General features: G+C 40.5%; 12 protein-coding genes. All 12 read right to left on the bottom strand.

Annotated elements, in window-relative coordinates; genetic code table 11:
- Positions 1–15: 15 nt before the first annotated feature.
- The 12 genes from B4A24_RS20790 to B4A24_RS20735 all read right to left on the bottom strand — a co-directional run bounded on the left by B4A24_RS20790 (position 16) and on the right by B4A24_RS20735 (position 17,132).
- Positions 16–939: a sugar phosphate isomerase/epimerase family protein gene (locus B4A24_RS20790; RefSeq protein WP_293946884.1), complete on the bottom strand. Its 924-nt coding sequence runs from the start codon at positions 937–939 to the stop codon at positions 16–18.
- Between the two features lies 1 nt (position 940).
- Positions 941–2,722, bottom strand: a complete 1,782-nt coding sequence (locus tag B4A24_RS20785) for a RagB/SusD family nutrient uptake outer membrane protein (protein WP_293946883.1) — start codon at positions 2,720–2,722, stop codon at positions 941–943.
- A 21-nt stretch (positions 2,723–2,743) separates the two neighbouring features.
- Entirely contained in the window at positions 2,744–6,286 is a 3,543-nt protein-coding gene (locus B4A24_RS20780; RefSeq protein ID WP_293946882.1) for a TonB-dependent receptor, read from the bottom strand.
- A gap of 192 nt (positions 6,287–6,478) precedes the next feature.
- On the bottom strand, positions 6,479–7,690 hold the full coding sequence (locus B4A24_RS20775) for a FecR family protein (protein ID WP_293946881.1): 1,212 nt from the start codon (positions 7,688–7,690) through the stop codon (positions 6,479–6,481).
- Between the two features lie 152 nt (positions 7,691–7,842).
- On the bottom strand, positions 7,843–8,418 hold the full coding sequence (locus B4A24_RS20770) for an RNA polymerase sigma factor (protein ID WP_293946880.1): 576 nt from the start codon (positions 8,416–8,418) through the stop codon (positions 7,843–7,845).
- A 336-nt stretch (positions 8,419–8,754) separates the two neighbouring features.
- On the bottom strand, positions 8,755–10,263 hold the full coding sequence (locus tag B4A24_RS20765; RefSeq protein WP_293946879.1) for a choice-of-anchor I family protein: 1,509 nt from the start codon (positions 10,261–10,263) through the stop codon (positions 8,755–8,757).
- 394 nt (positions 10,264–10,657) lie between these two features.
- A complete protein-coding gene (locus tag B4A24_RS20760) occupies positions 10,658–11,674 on the bottom strand; it encodes a DUF4625 domain-containing protein (RefSeq protein ID WP_293946878.1) in 1,017 nt (338 codons plus the stop codon).
- Between the two features lie 48 nt (positions 11,675–11,722).
- Positions 11,723–12,199, bottom strand: a complete 477-nt coding sequence (locus tag B4A24_RS20755; protein WP_293946877.1) for a DUF4625 domain-containing protein — start codon at positions 12,197–12,199, stop codon at positions 11,723–11,725.
- A 16-nt stretch (positions 12,200–12,215) separates the two neighbouring features.
- On the bottom strand, positions 12,216–14,387 hold the full coding sequence (locus B4A24_RS20750) for a TonB-dependent receptor (protein WP_293946876.1): 2,172 nt from the start codon (positions 14,385–14,387) through the stop codon (positions 12,216–12,218).
- Positions 14,388–14,726: 339 nt separating this feature from the next.
- The gene (locus B4A24_RS20745) at positions 14,727–15,923 is read right to left on the bottom strand and encodes a GTP-binding protein (protein WP_293946875.1); all 1,197 of its coding nucleotides are present in this window, start codon (positions 15,921–15,923) and stop codon (positions 14,727–14,729) included.
- A gap of 17 nt (positions 15,924–15,940) precedes the next feature.
- The gene (locus B4A24_RS20740) at positions 15,941–16,162 is read right to left on the bottom strand and encodes a hypothetical protein (RefSeq protein WP_293946874.1); all 222 of its coding nucleotides are present in this window, start codon (positions 16,160–16,162) and stop codon (positions 15,941–15,943) included.
- Positions 16,163–16,730: 568 nt separating this feature from the next.
- Complete coding sequence (locus B4A24_RS20735; RefSeq protein ID WP_312399232.1) at positions 16,731–17,132, bottom strand: carboxymuconolactone decarboxylase family protein; 402 nt, start codon at positions 17,130–17,132, stop codon at positions 16,731–16,733.
- Between the last annotated feature and the right edge of the window lie 59 nt (positions 17,133–17,191).

Below are 17,191 nucleotides of genomic sequence, written 5' to 3'. Positions count from 1 at the left end.
TCTATTTTTTAAAAACTACATTTTCTTTTGCATGCTATAATTCTCCTGTAACTGACGGTAGCATTCGATCAGTTGCATCGTGGTATCGTAATGACATTCAAACATGAATACGCCTTTATAGTGTATTTTTTCCAGCGTAGCGAGTATTTTATTCCAGTCGTTCTGCCCCTTTCCATTACAGGGAAGAAAATGGCTCTCTTTTGTTCCGTCGCCATCAGCGACATGAAGGGTCTTGACGCGCGATCCGAAGGCCAACAACAATTGCTCAGGATGAGCGATATGATTCATATCTACCGCTATTCCCACCCCTGCTGGAAAACGTCCAAATAATTCTTGACATTCTTCCACTGTGCGAAGCAAGGGCCGTTCGCGCTCACCAACGGTCAATGCAGGGCCTAACATATTCTCAATAACGAGCTGCAGACCAGCCTTTGAAACTGCTTTATACAATTCCGCTACCGAACGTACCAATTGGTCCTTACGTGCATTGCGTTTATTGGGCTCGAGGTAATAGGAAGGATGAAACAAAATAACCTGAGGCTGGAGCCGATATAAGCCTTCAAGTAGCTGTAAATGCATTTTTATCACTTGCTGCCGCTGAGGTTCGTCCAATACTGATATATCTATTTTGGCGGAAAAAGGCATATGCACAGACCATACTTTTACGTCTGCCTCTTTTAGAATAAGTGCTAGGGAATCGCATTTCTGTAACCAATCAACTGCAGATATTTTTAAGGTGAGATCTGTATTGACAAAACTTCCGAGCCCCGCAATCTCGATATAATCCATACCGATCTGTTTATCAGCTTTGAGTTTTTCCAGCTCAATTTTCTTGATGTCGAGTGAGTATCCGACAGCGTAATTGGCCTGCTTATTTTGGCAAAATGTAGATACTGGGATCAAACAACAGAGTATTAAAATAAAAATTAGTCTTTTCATGTTATTTATATAATTTTTCCCATTCAGGATTTTGTTTCAAATTAGGGTTCAACTGTAAATCTTCAACGGGAATCGGTGCATAGTAATCTCGTTTTTCGTCAAACTTGCCGCGTTGATAGAATGGGTCCAATGAACCTTTATTGGCGTTCTGTGTATTGGAAATAGGATCCCAAAGCGTTCGCTGATTGATATTAATCAATGAGGTTACCGTACTGGGAGCTCCAGAAGTATTGCCGGTATGTACGTATACATCAGCTTTGCCATCGCCGGTAAAATCGTAGGATCCGATCCCGGGAAAATAGACACCAACTATTGGTTGATTTAGCTTGAGTCCTGCTTTCCAACGCAGCAAGTCGTCCCAGCGCTGCCCCTCGTTGAACAGCTCGATCCGTCTTTCTCGGCGTATCTCTAAAATAACTCCCTTGAATGCTCCCCCATCGACATTAGGATACATGGCAAATAGATAAGGGTCAGGATTGGCATTAGCCTCAGCTAGCGACAATGCCGGCATCCCCGCCCGGGCTCGAAGTTTATTGATAGTAAGATCGAGATCGCTTTGACCAATTGTCCCAAGTTCTGCTTTTGCTTCGGCATTAATCAACAGCGCTTCGGCATAACGGAATAGAATGACGTCAAAATAGGAAGCAGAAACACCCCATTGCAATCTATCGGGCAAGGCTTTGATGAGACGATATCCTGTTGTAGTGATCGTCAAGTTAACTGGTTCGTTTGCATTCTCACCATTTGCACGAAAGTCGGGGCCTGCTGTTGTCTGGGTAAGTCTAGGATCCCTATTCTGCATTTCCTGATAGTACTCCATGGTTTTGTAGCCGGACTTGTCAGTGAAACGGCTTCCGTCTTTCATCAAATAACTATTGATCATATCTTTAGCTATACCATAGGAGCCCGAAGTTGCTGAGGTAAAGGAGTATCCCAAACCATGAACGCGCATCCCGAGTTCGAAATCAATAGCCAGAATAGTCTCGACCTGATCTTGATTATTTCGCGCAAACAAATTCCGATAGGCCTGTTCCCCTCCGCCTTGTGTATACAAGGTATAAGCTCCAGAATTCATTAGCTCGGCCGACGCACTGATAGCTTCGTTTAGAAATTTTTCATGTCCTGCAATGTTGTGGTATTTTCTAAATGTGCCTTCAAAGAGCGCTACTCTTGCTTTCAGCAAAAGAGCCGTGTATCTGGTAATCAAATTGAGTTGCTTTTCTGCCGGTATATGTTGGATTGCATAGTCGAGATCCGCCATAATGGAATCCATTACCAGCTGTCGTGAGTCCCTTGCTTTATAAAGATCTTCATCTTTAGCATGCAGCACTTTTCCATACCAAGGTACATCACCAAACGTCTTCACCTTATCATAATAAAAATGAGCTCTGAAAAACCGGGCTATACCACTATATTTCTTTCGTGCCTCTTCATCAGGCACTTTGTGATAATTGGCCAAAAAATAATTTATGTTACGGAGTTGTGACCAGGACCAACCTCCCGAGCCACTACCGACGGGAACAGTACGATTTCCCTTGATCCGATCGGCGACTGTAAGGGGAATCATATTGTCCGAATTACCATCATTTGTATACCAGGACTCACTAGGCAAAAAGGTATAGAAGTCATTGGTAGCGACCTCCAAATCTTTTGCTGTATTGAAAAAATAAGGTGCCTCGACTTGATCTTCTGAAGGACGGTCCAGATAATCTTTTTGGCAAGCGGCCAAGGAAATCAGGATCAAAAGACCAAGTAACCTATATGTGTTAGTTGTAAGTTTCATTGTAATTGCGATTTTCATGAATTAAAGCGTAAGCATTAAACCAAAAGAATAGGTTTTACCCATTGGGTAATCTCTAAGCAAACCTCTTTCGGAGGAATCGGCAGGATCGTTGGCGCTCGCCGGCGAATTGTAATTAATCATTGCCCCCGCTTGCTCTGGATCGATATATTTTGTCAGGTCACCAAAATTCCAGGTCAGCAGATTTTCACCGCTAAAGTAAAACCGTAATTTTTCAACTTTAAAACGCTGCGTCCATTTCTGAGGTAAAGTATAACCTAACGTAAAATTCTTCATCCGTAGAAAACCAACATTGGTCAAGTAATAATCATTCAGCTCGTAAAGCGACCTTCCACTCTGCAAAGATGAATACCCACGATAGATTTGGGGATACTTGTTTGCTTTATTGTCTGGAGTCCACGCATTGTCCACCAGGTCTTTGCGTACAAAAGAAAGATAGGGACGCTGGTAGGAACCCCAGTATAAATCACCTGTTGGGTACCAGTCTTGCTTGGCTACCCCAGCAAAAGCCGCCGATAGATCAAAATTATTCCAGGAAGCATTTAGATTGATTCCGAATGGAAACTTCGGCATGGCATTGCCAATGGGCGTAATGTCGCCATGACTCGCTAAGGTGTTGTCCCCTTTGTCGATACGACCATCACCGTTGAGATCGATGTATTTCACATCACCTCCACGCAACATATTCCACTCGCTGTTTTGCGACACACTCAGGATATCGTTGTAAACCTTTGAAAGAGACAATTGTGGATCTTTAAAACTATTTTGATAGGTCAATGCTTCGGCATCGGACTGAAACTGTCCGTCAATATGGTATCCCCAGATCTGACCTAAAACCTGCCCTTCATAGTAGGAACTCAGCAAGCCCTGTGGATTGTTATACTTGGTAATTACACCTTTAAAATTGGTGGTATTCACCCCGATATTGAAACGAAAAGGTGAACCGGCAAGGTCAAACTTGTCCTGATAATTAACCCCAATCTCGAAACCTGTATTGCGCAGCGCAGCGTAGTTCTCACGGGGCTCACTCGCACCAAATACAGCTGGAAGAGGTTGTCCTGGGAGGTACATGCCTTCAACATCTTTTTGGTACCAGTCAAAGTTAATGTTCAGCTTATTTTGGAGCAGCCCCAGGTCAACGCCAAAATCAATACTCTTGGTTCGCTCCCAAGTAACAACATTGGGCAAAGGAGCTGGCGTACTCGCTCCAATAAGACGGGAACCACCGTTTAACCAGGCAAGTTGCTTCACCGTCATCAACTCCTTAAATGTATTGACTCCTACGGTTTGGTTTCCAAGCTTTCCATAAGAAGCTCTTAATTTTAAAGTTGGGATACTGCTTTTGATTGACTCCCAAAATTGCTCACGATCGAGCTGCCAACCTAAAGAAACGGATGGAAAAAATCCCCATCGACTTCCACTTGGAAAACGTGACGAACCGTCGTAGCGGGAGTTGATTTCTAAGAGATATTTATTATCATAAGAATAGTTAAATCGGCCAAAAGCACCTTGAATCGCCCAGTTCTCCGCTGTTCCGCTAAGGCTGTACATTGAAGTGCCCAATGCTAAATTGGATAGATCCTCGATAAGCAGATCGTCCATCGCTCCGGCAATACGATCGCGGTCAAAGGATTCTTGATTGTAGCCGACCAGCAATTTGAACTGATGCTTTTGTGCGATATTCTTTTCATAGGTCGCAAAAAGGTTCATCGCATTATACTTATCTTTCCAACGGTATTCTGTTAAGCGGTTGAGTCCAGCAGTTGTATAGTTAAGCTTGTTTCCAGAATAGTAATTGAAAGGGTTCAAGCGTGTACTTCGCGAGAAGTTTTCGATGCGATTGCTATAATCGAAATTTACCTGCAGTCCTTTTAATGGTTTTAGGAGAACACGGAAGGTATTGGTAAACTCTTCACTATTTCGCACCTCCCAGCTCTTTCCTGACTCCAATCCGGCATTAGCTCCCTGCCCGCCTGTACCCACACCAATATCTGTTGGAATACCATCAACGAAATTCGGATAAAAAGGCATTAGGTTATACCAGGTGGTTGTACTCCACAACCCACCAAGACCATTGCTATATCCGCCGTATTCTTTATCCTTTTCATTGATAAACTGTGTATTATTGGAGATCTCCAACCAGCTATTGGGCGTGAATACCAAATTGGATTTCATATTCTGCCGATCCATATTTGCGTCATCATTGATATTATTGATGGTCTCACGTTTAAACACTCTTCCCGAAAGATAAGCTTTCAGCTTTTCGCTGCCACCAGAAATGGCAATATTATGAAAATTGGAAGGTTGTTGTTTTTTAAAGAGGTAATCCCACCAATTGGTCTTGTAAAAAAATTTATAAGTTCCATCAGCCTGTTTCTCATGGAAAGGAGCAATTTCTCCTGCAGCGACCATTTTGATAGCTTCCCAATCCATTGCATTGTAGCGCGTATAGGAACTTCCATTATATCCATACAGCGCGGCGTCTACTGTCTTTCCATAGATATAAGGATCGGAAATATAATCGGTACGCGATGCCGGTGTGGTCCAGGCAAAGTTATTGACATAATCGACCTTAACTGTTCCAGCCTTTCCTTTTTTTGTCGTCACTAAGATCACCCCGAAGGCACCCCGTGCTCCATATATGGCTGCTGAAGCGGCGTCTTTCAGAACAGATACACTTTCAATATCATTGGGATTGACCCGAGTAATGTTGCCTTCAATCCCATCGATCAGTACCAAGGGACCACCTTCGTTGATGGAGTTGAATCCACGCACATTGATATCAGGCGTTTTGGATGGATCTCCATTGTTCAACTGAATATTCAAACCTGGCATAAGGCCTTGCAAGGTTCCAGCAATATTAGCGCTGGGCCGCAGTGCAATATCTTCGGCATTGACCTGGGATACAGCACCAGTCAGATTGGCTTTTTTCTGCACCCCGTAGCCGACGACAACGACTTCTTCCATCGCATTTACAGCTGGTTTCATACTAATTTCTACAGTCGATTGCTGTGCCAATGGCTTTTCTATCGGCTGGTATCCCACCATGGTGAACACAAGTACGGCATTCCGGCTGTTGACCTGAATTTCGAAGCTACCGTCTCCTTGGCTGAGCACTTTCTCTTTTGTCCCCTTTTCGCTGACAGTGACACTACCTAAAGGTCGACCCTGATCGTCTTTGATACGTCCTTTAATCGTGTAGCGCTGTAGTGATTGACCGATAAAAGCTTGACCTGACGCAGGATCCAATCTTTTATTCAATACAATATTCTTATCTTCTTTTACATAAGATAATTGAAGCTGGCCCAACAAATCTTTCAGTGCCTCTTCAAAAGAAATATTGTTATAGCTAACGCTGATACGATCATCTTTGGCGATCAATGATTGATTGTAAAAAATATTATAGCCACTTTGCTTTTGAAGTTCTTTCAATACGGAACTCACCTTTACATTGCTTCGCTTCAGATTAACGGTCTGACCAAAGGAAAATGCATGCAGCTGCAGATTGGCAGCAAATAAAAGTGGAATTGCTAAAGACAATTTCATAGAAATTGGTATTTTCTTGGATCTTACCTGACATAACATAGTCGGGCCGATCGAATTTTTTTTATTAAATTGCATTCGGTTGAGATAAAATTTCACAGTTTTAAGATTCAATCAACGTCGAGAAAAAGACAAACTTTCAGGGGCGTTGGCGCGCTCCTGATTGTATTCATGTCCTTAATAATCGCTTTGGTATTATTTTAGTACATGTATCCTCCTTCCTTTACGTTCAAACTGTACTCCCCCGGCTAACGAAATTGTTTTCAATAATTTGTCTATATTCTCATAACGGGAGATTGTTCCTGAGAAGTGCTGCCCTTCCAACTGATCTTCATATTTTACTTCGACGTCGTACCAGCGTGCCACTTCGTCCATAACACTCTGGATGGATGCATTGTCAAAAGCGAAATTTCCATTTTTCCAAGCGAGACTATAGAAAGGATCCACTTGTTCCTTTTTTACCGTAGCACGACTTGCATTGAAAACAACCTGATCGTTAGGTACAAGCACCTGTTCTTTTAACGCTACATCAGCGAAAGAGAGCTTGACCTTACCTTCGATTAGGGTCGTAACGATATGATCACCAAAATTCTTAATATTAAAATGGGTTCCCAAAACTTCTAGCGTCTGAGTCCCACTCGTTACAACAAAAGGTACTCGTTTACCACCTGACTCCATCTTGGCAATTTCAAAATAGGCTTCACCCTCGAGGTCCACAGATCGTGTGCCACCTATAAATCTAACGGGGTATTTAATCTTACTACCGGCATTGAGCTGTACCAAACTCCCATCAGCCATCTCTAAATTATATTCACCACCTTTGGGTGTAATAATGGTATTGTAAGCGACTTTATTTGTCTGTACGGATTCATCTTTGAGACTATAACTGATCTGGCCTTTACTATCTTTGGTAATAAGATATTCGCCTTGATCAATGACTGTATCACCTTTAATCAAACTTAGGTCAATCTTTTGGCCATTTTCAAGGATAATCATCGCTTTATCCGAACCGGGGACTATGGGTAAGGCAGATACAAGCACGTTTGTATTCACATCATTTGTGCGATAGGTATAATAACCCCATAACGCTGCGCCACAGGTCGCGAGGAATAGGGCTGCAATTTGCCACCATTTTCGACTGAAAATGAAAGGTCTCTCTATAGTGACTTGCTCAGAAGATGTCGATTTTGCAATTCTAGGATCAGATAAGATATTTCCCAACATCCGCTGAAGATCAGGGTATTCCTTAGGTTGTATGGGGTACGATTGCTCCTTCCATATTTTTTCCCAAGCTTGGAGGAAGGTCGGATCATTCATTAGTCCCCGCATCTCCTCCTGCTCCTCTTCGCTGGCCAGATTAGCAAAATATTTACGTATTAATTGGTTGTAGTATTCAATTTGATTCATTCCTTTGGATCGATTTCAAAAACATAATCGCATCAGCTTTGAAAAAGTACCAATAGAAAAAACATTTTTTTTAATATCATATTGAACGCTTTTTTGGAAAGCGATCTATCGGATAGCATAACATCATCTATACCGCATTCAAAGTAGATAACTTAGAAAAAAAATATTGATAGGATTTTATCCAGCTTAAAACGAACAAATTTTGAGGCGAGGCTCATGTGATTACGCACTGTATTTTTAGAGAGTCCTTCTTCATCAGCTATTTCTTGATAAGACTGTTCTTCAAACTTACTCCTCCTATAAATTGCCTGTTGTTGTGGTGGTAATTGTTCAATAATAGATTCTAAAATTACCTGTAGCTCTCTAGCATCTAATTCTTCTTGTAGGGAAAAGCTGCTTTCCACCCAAGTCTGGCCTAGTGACTGGAGATAGTTGGACCGAACTAGGGATTTACGAAAATTAGAAATGGCCATCCGTTTTGCGATGGTGAATAGAAAGGGAAAGATGGATTCAGGGTTTGACAGTTGAGTCCTTTTTAGATAAAATTCGATAAAAACTTCCTGTGTGACTTCCTCAGCGTCACTATCCGTCTTACATAATTGCCTCACTTTAAAATAGATAATAGGCTGCCAATAGTTAAACACCACACCAAAAACCGACTGATCTCCAGCTTGTAGTAAGCGAAAATCGTCCATGGATATGGAAATATGTTTCAGCCCTGATATCATGAATTTGGTATGTTTAATTGATGCAAATTAACCTAACAGATGTTAATTTCATATAAAATTACTATTAATATCGGTAATTTCTATTTTTGTTGAGACATAAAAAGCCAATGATCGGTCTCTGAAAATAAACTACAGTAAGTTGACCTTAGTAACCAGTGTTCAATCGCCTTTCTCCGCAAACAGTGCTCGCTAACGTTTTCTTGTCAAAGCCGATAAGCCATGCAATTAACCAATGCAGTTCTTCTTTGTCCTGTTTTTGGCTCCGAAAAGAAAATGTAAAATCCCCGGAATTTATTCATCCGGGGATGCTAAAAGAGTATGGAGATGTAGTATTGGTTAAATGGTATCCGGTGTATATACCTTGATTACGCCATCTTCTTCACTGCTTACGATAAGTAGGCTTTTCTTAGTGGGACTATTTTCTGCTGAGACAAATAGCACTCCCTCCGGCGCGTCACCTGTTTTCAGTAACTGCAGAAAACGTGGTGTACGCGGATCAGTGACGTCATAAACAGCAACGGCATCAACACGTTCCATGCCTATAAAAGCAATATATCTGTCCCCAATTTTTCCGAGCGCTATGCCTTCAGGTTCGATGCTTTTGTCGTCGCTACGCCCATCTTCGTAATATCCGGCAGCTTGCACCTTTGTGTCAAGTTCGTTTTTACTATCGTATACCAGTTCGCCGGTCAACCCGTTCCAAACACTGAACGATCGTGCACCGAAAGAGTAAAGTGCCTCATATAAACCATCCTTGTTATTATCACCCAACGTCCGGGTCACATTTAAGCGTCCAATCTGACTGTCTTTCTGGAGTTGTGCGGCATTTGGGAAAACAGATGGATCCAAGGTAAGATCTTTGACCCGGACAGCCTCCTTAATGGCATCGTATTCGCGTGCATCGCCTTCATTTGCGGTGAACAGGTAAGGATTGCCGCCGTTTTGCAGAACTGCAATAGCATCCGGCATATAGATGCTCTTTACGGGCCAGGTCTTAAATGATACAGCATCGTCTTTATCAGACAGGTCGACAGCATTATTCTGCAAGCTATAATCTTTGAAACCCAGCGGAAAGATTTCAGTTGCTTTTTTGCTTGTCAGGTCAATTTTTGCAATAGCATTGTTTTCCTGCAGTGTCACCCATGCTGTTTTGGAATCTGGCGAAATGGTCACGTACTCCGGTTCGATGTCCATCGCGAGGGTGGCTTTCGGACCAAAGATGCGGAGTCCTCTCTGCTGTAGTGCCTCTCGCTGTTGTTCGAAGCTACTGAAATCGACATTGACGACTTGATAGTTTTCCTTCACACTAATAATGGACACTGAACCGATAGGATCATTGCTATAATCGGAACTGGGCTCGCCTTCATTTGCTGTGAGAATAAGGTTTCCATCTGGGCTGAACGTTACCATGTCCGGTAGCGCACCAGTCTGTATGCTCTTTACTTCGGCGTAGCTATCGGTATTGTAAACGGTCACTTTTCCTGGTGCCTGTTTATTGGTCGATTCAACGGCTGCTGCTAATAGTCCATTACTAACAGAAACACTGTTTACGGCACCACTGTTGGTGGGAATAGCATGTATCACCTTCAATTTGCTCGGATCGGACATATCGATGACATCAATCTTGTTAGATCCTCCGTTGTTGACAACAAACAAACGTTTTGTGACGGGATCATAGGCACTGATTTCCGCGGCACCAACATCACCAATATCAAGGGTACCGATTTCTTTAAACGTTGCAGGATCTTCATTCAACGCTGGTTCGTTCTTAATTGGCTCCTCGTTTTTGTCGCAAGCACCCAAAAGAATAAGCACCGCAAAAGGTAATAACTGTCTTAGTTTCATAAATTGATTTAATGTTCAAAATAAACTAAGCAAAAGAAGAATATATATATTAGTAAATTGTAAAGCGAAGATTTCTAAATTGTTATATAAGATTGTAGGCTACACTGTACCCCTGCATGTAAAATGCTAAGTATTGGTTAGAAAACGTCCGTGTCTTGGATGGAGCCTCTACAGAATTTTCAATCCTGATCGTATTAACAAAAGTTTTTAGGAGATAGTACAACGATATGAAGACATCTTTGCACAAACAAACCAAGTACGAAATTGGGGAGCTTCAGAGATTCTGACATATAGCTTTGGGAAAGCTTACAGGAATACTGTAAAATTATAGTGCGAAATTTGGAGGGCGATAAACATAGCCCATCTTAACTATGGGCTATGTTTTAAAGCTTAATTATTCTCCGTCCTCAGCATGCAGTTCGAAAGATAAACGAAATACATCCTCACCAGGGAACTTCACATCATAATTTGTTAAATTCCAATCTGTCCTAGTGATTGTGGCTTTAGTAGATTTATCATTAAACTTCCTAAGTACAAATTTGACATCTTTTTCACCAGCATTAGCAGCACCCGCGGTAAAATATGAAATTATTCCAGTTGTTTCAATCGCCCCTGAAGGGATAGCAGTTCCATCACTGTAAGTTGTTTCTTTAGGTTGAAAAATCGTACCTGTGGAGTTCTCACTATTTGGATTCAAAATAAATGCACCGCCGGTAATGAATACTTTATAATTATCTGCAGTGGCCTTATCTTTTATGTATTGCCCCTGAATTTCTACTCCAGCTGCATCGTATTGTTTCAACTCCACTTTGTAAACTCCGCTAGGACTGATATGAAAATGACTATGCCCAATAGCTTCCCCACTTGCGTCGAAATTTACCGAAAGAGGTTCTACTCCTTCTTTATCCGCTAAGTCATGGAAATGGTCGCCATGCCCCTCACCTTTCACTTCTGTGAATACAAGTTTGAAAGCTGCTTTAGCCTCTGCTGCCGTTATTGTTATAGGCGATTCAACGGTAGTAGTATTTCCTGCTTTATCAGTCACCGTAAAATGTAAATGATATTCTCCAGCAGGAGCAACGGAAGGAATATCAATATGTTCATGAAAAGTAGCATTTTTCACCCCAATGTATTTCCCTTCTGTATATGCTTTAGTTATTTTATAACTTCCACCACCTTCTTGATGAATTTCAATATCTATTTTATTGATCAAAGCTTCTGCTACAATATTTCCCTCAAGGTGTAAATCCGAGCCTGCAGCGGCAGTTTTACTATTATCAGTACCGATTTCCATCGTACCAATCTCTGGCTTTGCTAATGCTGGAATATCATCATCCTTTTTACAGGATGACAACAATCCGAAGAAGAGCATAGTAAAAAGCGCAATAAAACCAATTTTTGTAGTTTTCATTTAAAAAGAATTTAGTTTAAAAATGTATTAATTTATTATTTCCAAAATTTACTCTGTGATTCGAATACTTATCCCTCGTTGGGTACTCCACCCCGATTGGTCGGTAACTTGCACCATAAAATGGTAATTACCGGGATCAATATCCAGCGGAACATCAATTTTCAATTGAGCAACGTAGTCTTTAGGTTGCCCTGGTATATCCATAGTTTTTACTATCGAAAATGGTTTAACAGGTTTCTTTATTGGGTCTAACGTACATTCTTCAACTTCTGTAGAATGAGAATGATGGTCAAAATTATTATGCACATCAATGCTGTAACTCCCTAAGGCAACATTATCAGATAAATGCATCTGGAAATTGAAAGATTCGCCCCGTTTAATCTGGCTACATTGCTTAGGAAAAGCACTTTCTGCTGTCAAATCTATCTTTGGTTTTTCCTCATCTATACGCTCATTGTCTTTTTTACAAGCTATTACCGATGTTAAAAAAAATAACGTCAATAAGGATCTGCTAATTCTATTCATAGTATTATTTAGTTTATTAATTTTTTCCAAAGGGTACACGTGCTGATAAAACGATATTCCGCCCCTGCTCGGGGAGTGCTATAAGACGATAAAAGCTCGTATGATCCATATATTTAGTATCTAATAGGTTCTGAATCTGAAATCTAAGTTGAACAACTGAGTTGTTCAACTTTAAATCTGTTCCTGCCCTAAGATTGAAAAGTGTATAACTGGGTGACTTATCTTCAGGGGGTACGATATTATTCTGCTCCGCCGTCCATTTGAAATCAATAGCGAAATATGCACTATTTAAATATTGACTTATTTTGGGAGACCAATCCAAGCCGATTAAAACGGAGGGCGCTGGAGAAAAAGGCAAGGTATACCCTTTCTTAGCACCTGAGAGCTGCTTTGATTTGACATACTCGCCCAAGAGCGCTAACTTCCAGTTCTTAGCCAAACGAAAGTTGGCATTAATTTCCCCTCCAAATCGCCGGACCTTACTCTCTGAATATTCGAAAATCTGGTTGCCAGCTCCGTGAAATTGATCAAAACGGGATGTTGGATTGAGATAAATGTAGTTTGAAAAATAATTATAAAATGGTGTCAACGTGATATCGGCCGTTTCTCTTCTCCAACCTATTGAGAGGTCTGCTTGATAGGATTGCTCAGGGGAAAGATTTCTATTTCCTATATCATAACTGTAATAATGATAATTAACACCGTTTGACGCGAACTCCTGAGTTGCAGGATTCCGGAAACTCTTCCCAACATTGAACTTGGTTTCGATATCTCCAAATTGTCTTGCAACCCCAAGTCCCCAAACCAGACTATTAAACGTTTTCGAGATATTGTCAGCTCTTAAAATCTTCTCCTTAGTCCCATCTGCTGTCTCGGATTCAAACCAATCACGATAGGCTTTACTTTGGTTGTGATTATAATCATATCGCAATGCCGCATATAGTATTGTATTTTTATCAATGCCGTATTGGTCGTGCACGAAAGCGCCTGCAGAGCGTTGACGGTATTCTGGAATAAGAAAGCCCCAACCGCCAATATTATTATCCTGGATTTCACCACTCCCACCTAAAGTAATCTGATGTGATCCTTTGGTAAATTGATCTTTTACATTGATACTGTATATATCTTTATCGTACAATCTTTCTAGGTCTTCTGGAATACCCATATTATCAGGAAAGATAGCAGGCATGTAGCCATGGGCAACGTAGTGATTAAACTCCTTCCTCTTATTTCGCTGATAGCCGATATCTATCCATATTTTTTGATCATCTTTTTCAATATAATTTCTATTGATAACTTTAAAATGATTTACTTTCTGGCTTGGATAGAGGATATCCCTATTTGATTTGTCATACAAAGCCGTATTTACCCCTCTTGGCTCAAGACCATGTGCATTGGCAAAAAAACCGATCTTGGTATCATAACTGCTTAAATAAAATATCGAAGAGAATTTTTCAGTTACATATCCTCCTTTTATTTGAAAATCAGTTTCCCTTCCGGCTGTATTTCTCACATAGTTGTCCTTCAAGCCTACAGCGTAATTATAGACATAGACCGTATCGGTTGGAACGCGGTAGTCTCCATAATTTAGATGGGTAAGCCCACCACCGAAGACAAATTTCCCTTCTTTACCAACAAATTGGACTGAACTCCCAAGTGTACTATTATTAGACTTTGCAATAAGATTAAGACTTCCTTTTAAACCATCCTCTTGGGTTTCTTTGAGAGAGGATAAACGAATAACTCCGCCAATCGCGTCTGACCCGTACATAAAAGATGTGGCGCCTTTAATAATCTCAGCGGAGCCGATACTGTATTGGTCTATCTCAAGACCATGATCCAATCCCCATTGTTGCCCTTCATGCTTTACGCCATTTTCTACGGTTATTACTCGATTAAAACCCAACCCCCTAATTTGAGGCTTCGATTGACTCGCACCGATGCCTATAGATCCTACCCCTGGAATTCTACTCAATGTCTGCATCAAACTACCGCCCTGGAATTTTTGTAAAGAATCAATGTGAATATAGTTTACCGATAAAGGCCCTTCCATCGCATTCTTATAGCGCTTGCCGTCTACCATGACTTCCTGTAGATCTATTTCCTTTTTTAATTTTTCCTGTGCATATAGCGTTAGAAAACTTCCATGAATAAAAAAGAGTGAAAAAAATAAAAAAGATCTGTTCATTAATATTTGTGAGATTGTCAAAAAACCATTTGCAATTTAGTTGCAACAAAAGTAGTGAAAATAATTTATAAAATACACAAAGTTGCAAAAAGAATTAGAGTCTGATTTGATAAGAAGGTCAGTGCCTAAAATCCAAATCCTAAAATGAAACGTTGATTTATGTGCGGGCTTAACCGCGTTGAAGGTGAATGTGCATGACTAGCATTTTAAAATCTTTATGGAAGATTTTAAAAATCACTCCAGTATTGGTTTAGATTAAGGGGGCAACTGTAAATTTACTTGTGCCCCACTTATATAATCAACCTATTTACTGACGCTATAAAGGAGGGAAAACGATTGTTAGAGATTTTTAGGAAATTCGTCCTTCCAACAAGTGAAACGCCAATCGTCAGCCTCATCTTCAGTCAATAAACAAGATTCCAGCTCTTTAAGATATTTTTCTTTCTCTAAGTGTTGCCCTATAAAAACCAATTCATTCTTACGATCCTCCCATTCGGAATGCCAACGTTTTAATAGATCAGTTCTTATTTCGGGATAAATTGGGTATTGATACCGCATTTCTTCGGGCATGCTACTCCACCATGAACCGGCACTTTCCAATCGGACGCTTCCTCCAGCTTGGCTAAAACTGATTGCAATATCTGGTCTAGATGCTAGCCAAAATAGGCCTTTAGCACGTATGATATTATGAGGATAATGTTCGTTTAAATAACGGTGCAACCGTTGCGGATGGAAAGGTCGCTGGGAGCGAAAAACAAATGATGAAATCCCATATTCTTCCGTTTCGGGAACATGATCTACTTCCAGCTCTCTTAACCAACCTGCAGAGGAAGAAGCTTCATCAAAGTCAAATATACCCGTTCCCATAATATCTTTTGGATCAACTTGGCCAAATTGGGTACGGATAAGCTTGGCACCCGGATTAAGTTTACTAATTGCCGCTTCTAAAGTACCTATTGTTTCCTCGGATACAAGGTCTGCTTTGTTTAACACAATGACATTGGCAAATTCTATTTGATCGGTTAACAAGTTTACAATAGTTCGATTATCCATATCATCATCTGCCAGCTTTCTATCTAACAACGTTTCTGAACTACCAAAATCTCTGGAAAAATTGAAACAATCTACTACAGTAACCATCGTATCGATATAGCTGAATGATGAAAGATCAATATCATTATTCGGATCAACGTAACTGAATGTCTGCGCAACGGGAATTGGCTCCGAGATCCCTGTACTTTCAATCAAAAGATAATCAAACCGATCTTCTTTAGCCAAACGCTCGACTTCGATCATTAGATCTTCTCTTAACGTGCAACATATACATCCATTACTCATTTCAACAAGTTTCTCCTCGGTCCGCGAAAGGACATTTTCACGTTCAACAGATTGCGCATCGATGTTTACTTCACTCATATCATTAACAATTACGGCAACCTTCTTCCCTTCCTTGTTATGCAATACATGGTTCAGCAAGGATGTTTTGCCTGCACCCAAAAAGCCACTTAACACCGTGACTGGTAGTTTTCTTTTCATATGACCTAAATTAAATTCTATTTTTTTCCTTCTCCCAATGTCACTATAACTTTCATCCAAATCTTTATATTCTCAAGATGTTCTGTTCCATAGTTAGCAGCAAAACGCTGAGTTTCGGCATTTGAATAATCTTCATAAACAGCCAATCGGCTTTTGGCAAATTCTACGGTTAATGGAATACCGCATCTTTTCTCGATACACCATTTCCAGTCTTCAAAGTTTTTAGGAATTGCGCTCATTGTCTTTTGATTTAAAAGCTAAATTAGGAACAATAATTAACAAAAGCAATTTAGTTGCATTTATAAATTATTGTATACTTGAATCACCAGGCAAGCTGCACCATAAAGATTATGTTGCTTATGCAGCAGTAGAAAAATATTGAATGATACCGACCCATGTCTTGTCTGTCCAACAGATTCACTTGGAAGTACAATTCATCAGGTTAGGAAACGGAAAAGATCCTTTACATCTTAGGGACCCCATATTGCCGAGATGACAATGCGGTAGTAAGCATTTGGTTAGATATTATATTTTTAAACGCTAAATAAGCACATATCTATCAATACCAAAAGCATTTTTTAGATTTTTAACACCAATAACCGCCATCGCTCATTGCTCTTGATATTCCAACCAGAAGCTCATTATGCCAAGCAGTAATAATAAGATTGGAATTGAAAAACATCTTTTCCATTCTTTCTTTGTCTTGGATAGGTCATTTTAGACCTGATTCCAAGTAAAGCGCAATAATCTGATCAAAAGGTGGAATGATAGCTGTTTTATAAGTTATTTCTGAACTCATCTTATTTCTCATTGGGGTTCACGACCAGTTGTTATTCCAACACGGTTCCACGCATTCATCGCAATGATGGCCATCATAACCTCTGTTAGGTATTGTTGGCCCAAGAGAACCAAGGCGTTATTATACACTTCGTCAGGAACGCCCTGCTGAGAGATAAGGGTCATATGTTCCGTTAATGCCAAGATGGCCTTTTCCTCTTCTGAGAAGAACGGTGTTTCTCTCCAATTTGACAGGACAAATATCCGTCGAGCGTCTTCGCCAAGAGATAGGGCGTCCTGAATATGTTTATCCATACAATAGGTGCAACCATTAATCTGCGATACGCGGATTTTGATCAATTCTGCGTGGATTTTATTCAATGAACTTTCGGATAGATATTTCTCAAATCCAAGCATCACACGAAATGCCACTGGGTCGGCGTCACTTAAAAATTTTCTCTTTTCCATTTGATATTTTTTTCAAATATAAG

The sequence above is a fragment of the Sphingobacterium sp. UBA7249 genome, assembly GCF_002472835.1.
Classification (GTDB): Bacteria; Bacteroidota; Bacteroidia; order Sphingobacteriales; family Sphingobacteriaceae; genus Sphingobacterium; species Sphingobacterium prati.
Note: the sequence above shows the minus strand (reverse complement) of the source record. Positions and strands in the feature narration are given on the sequence as shown.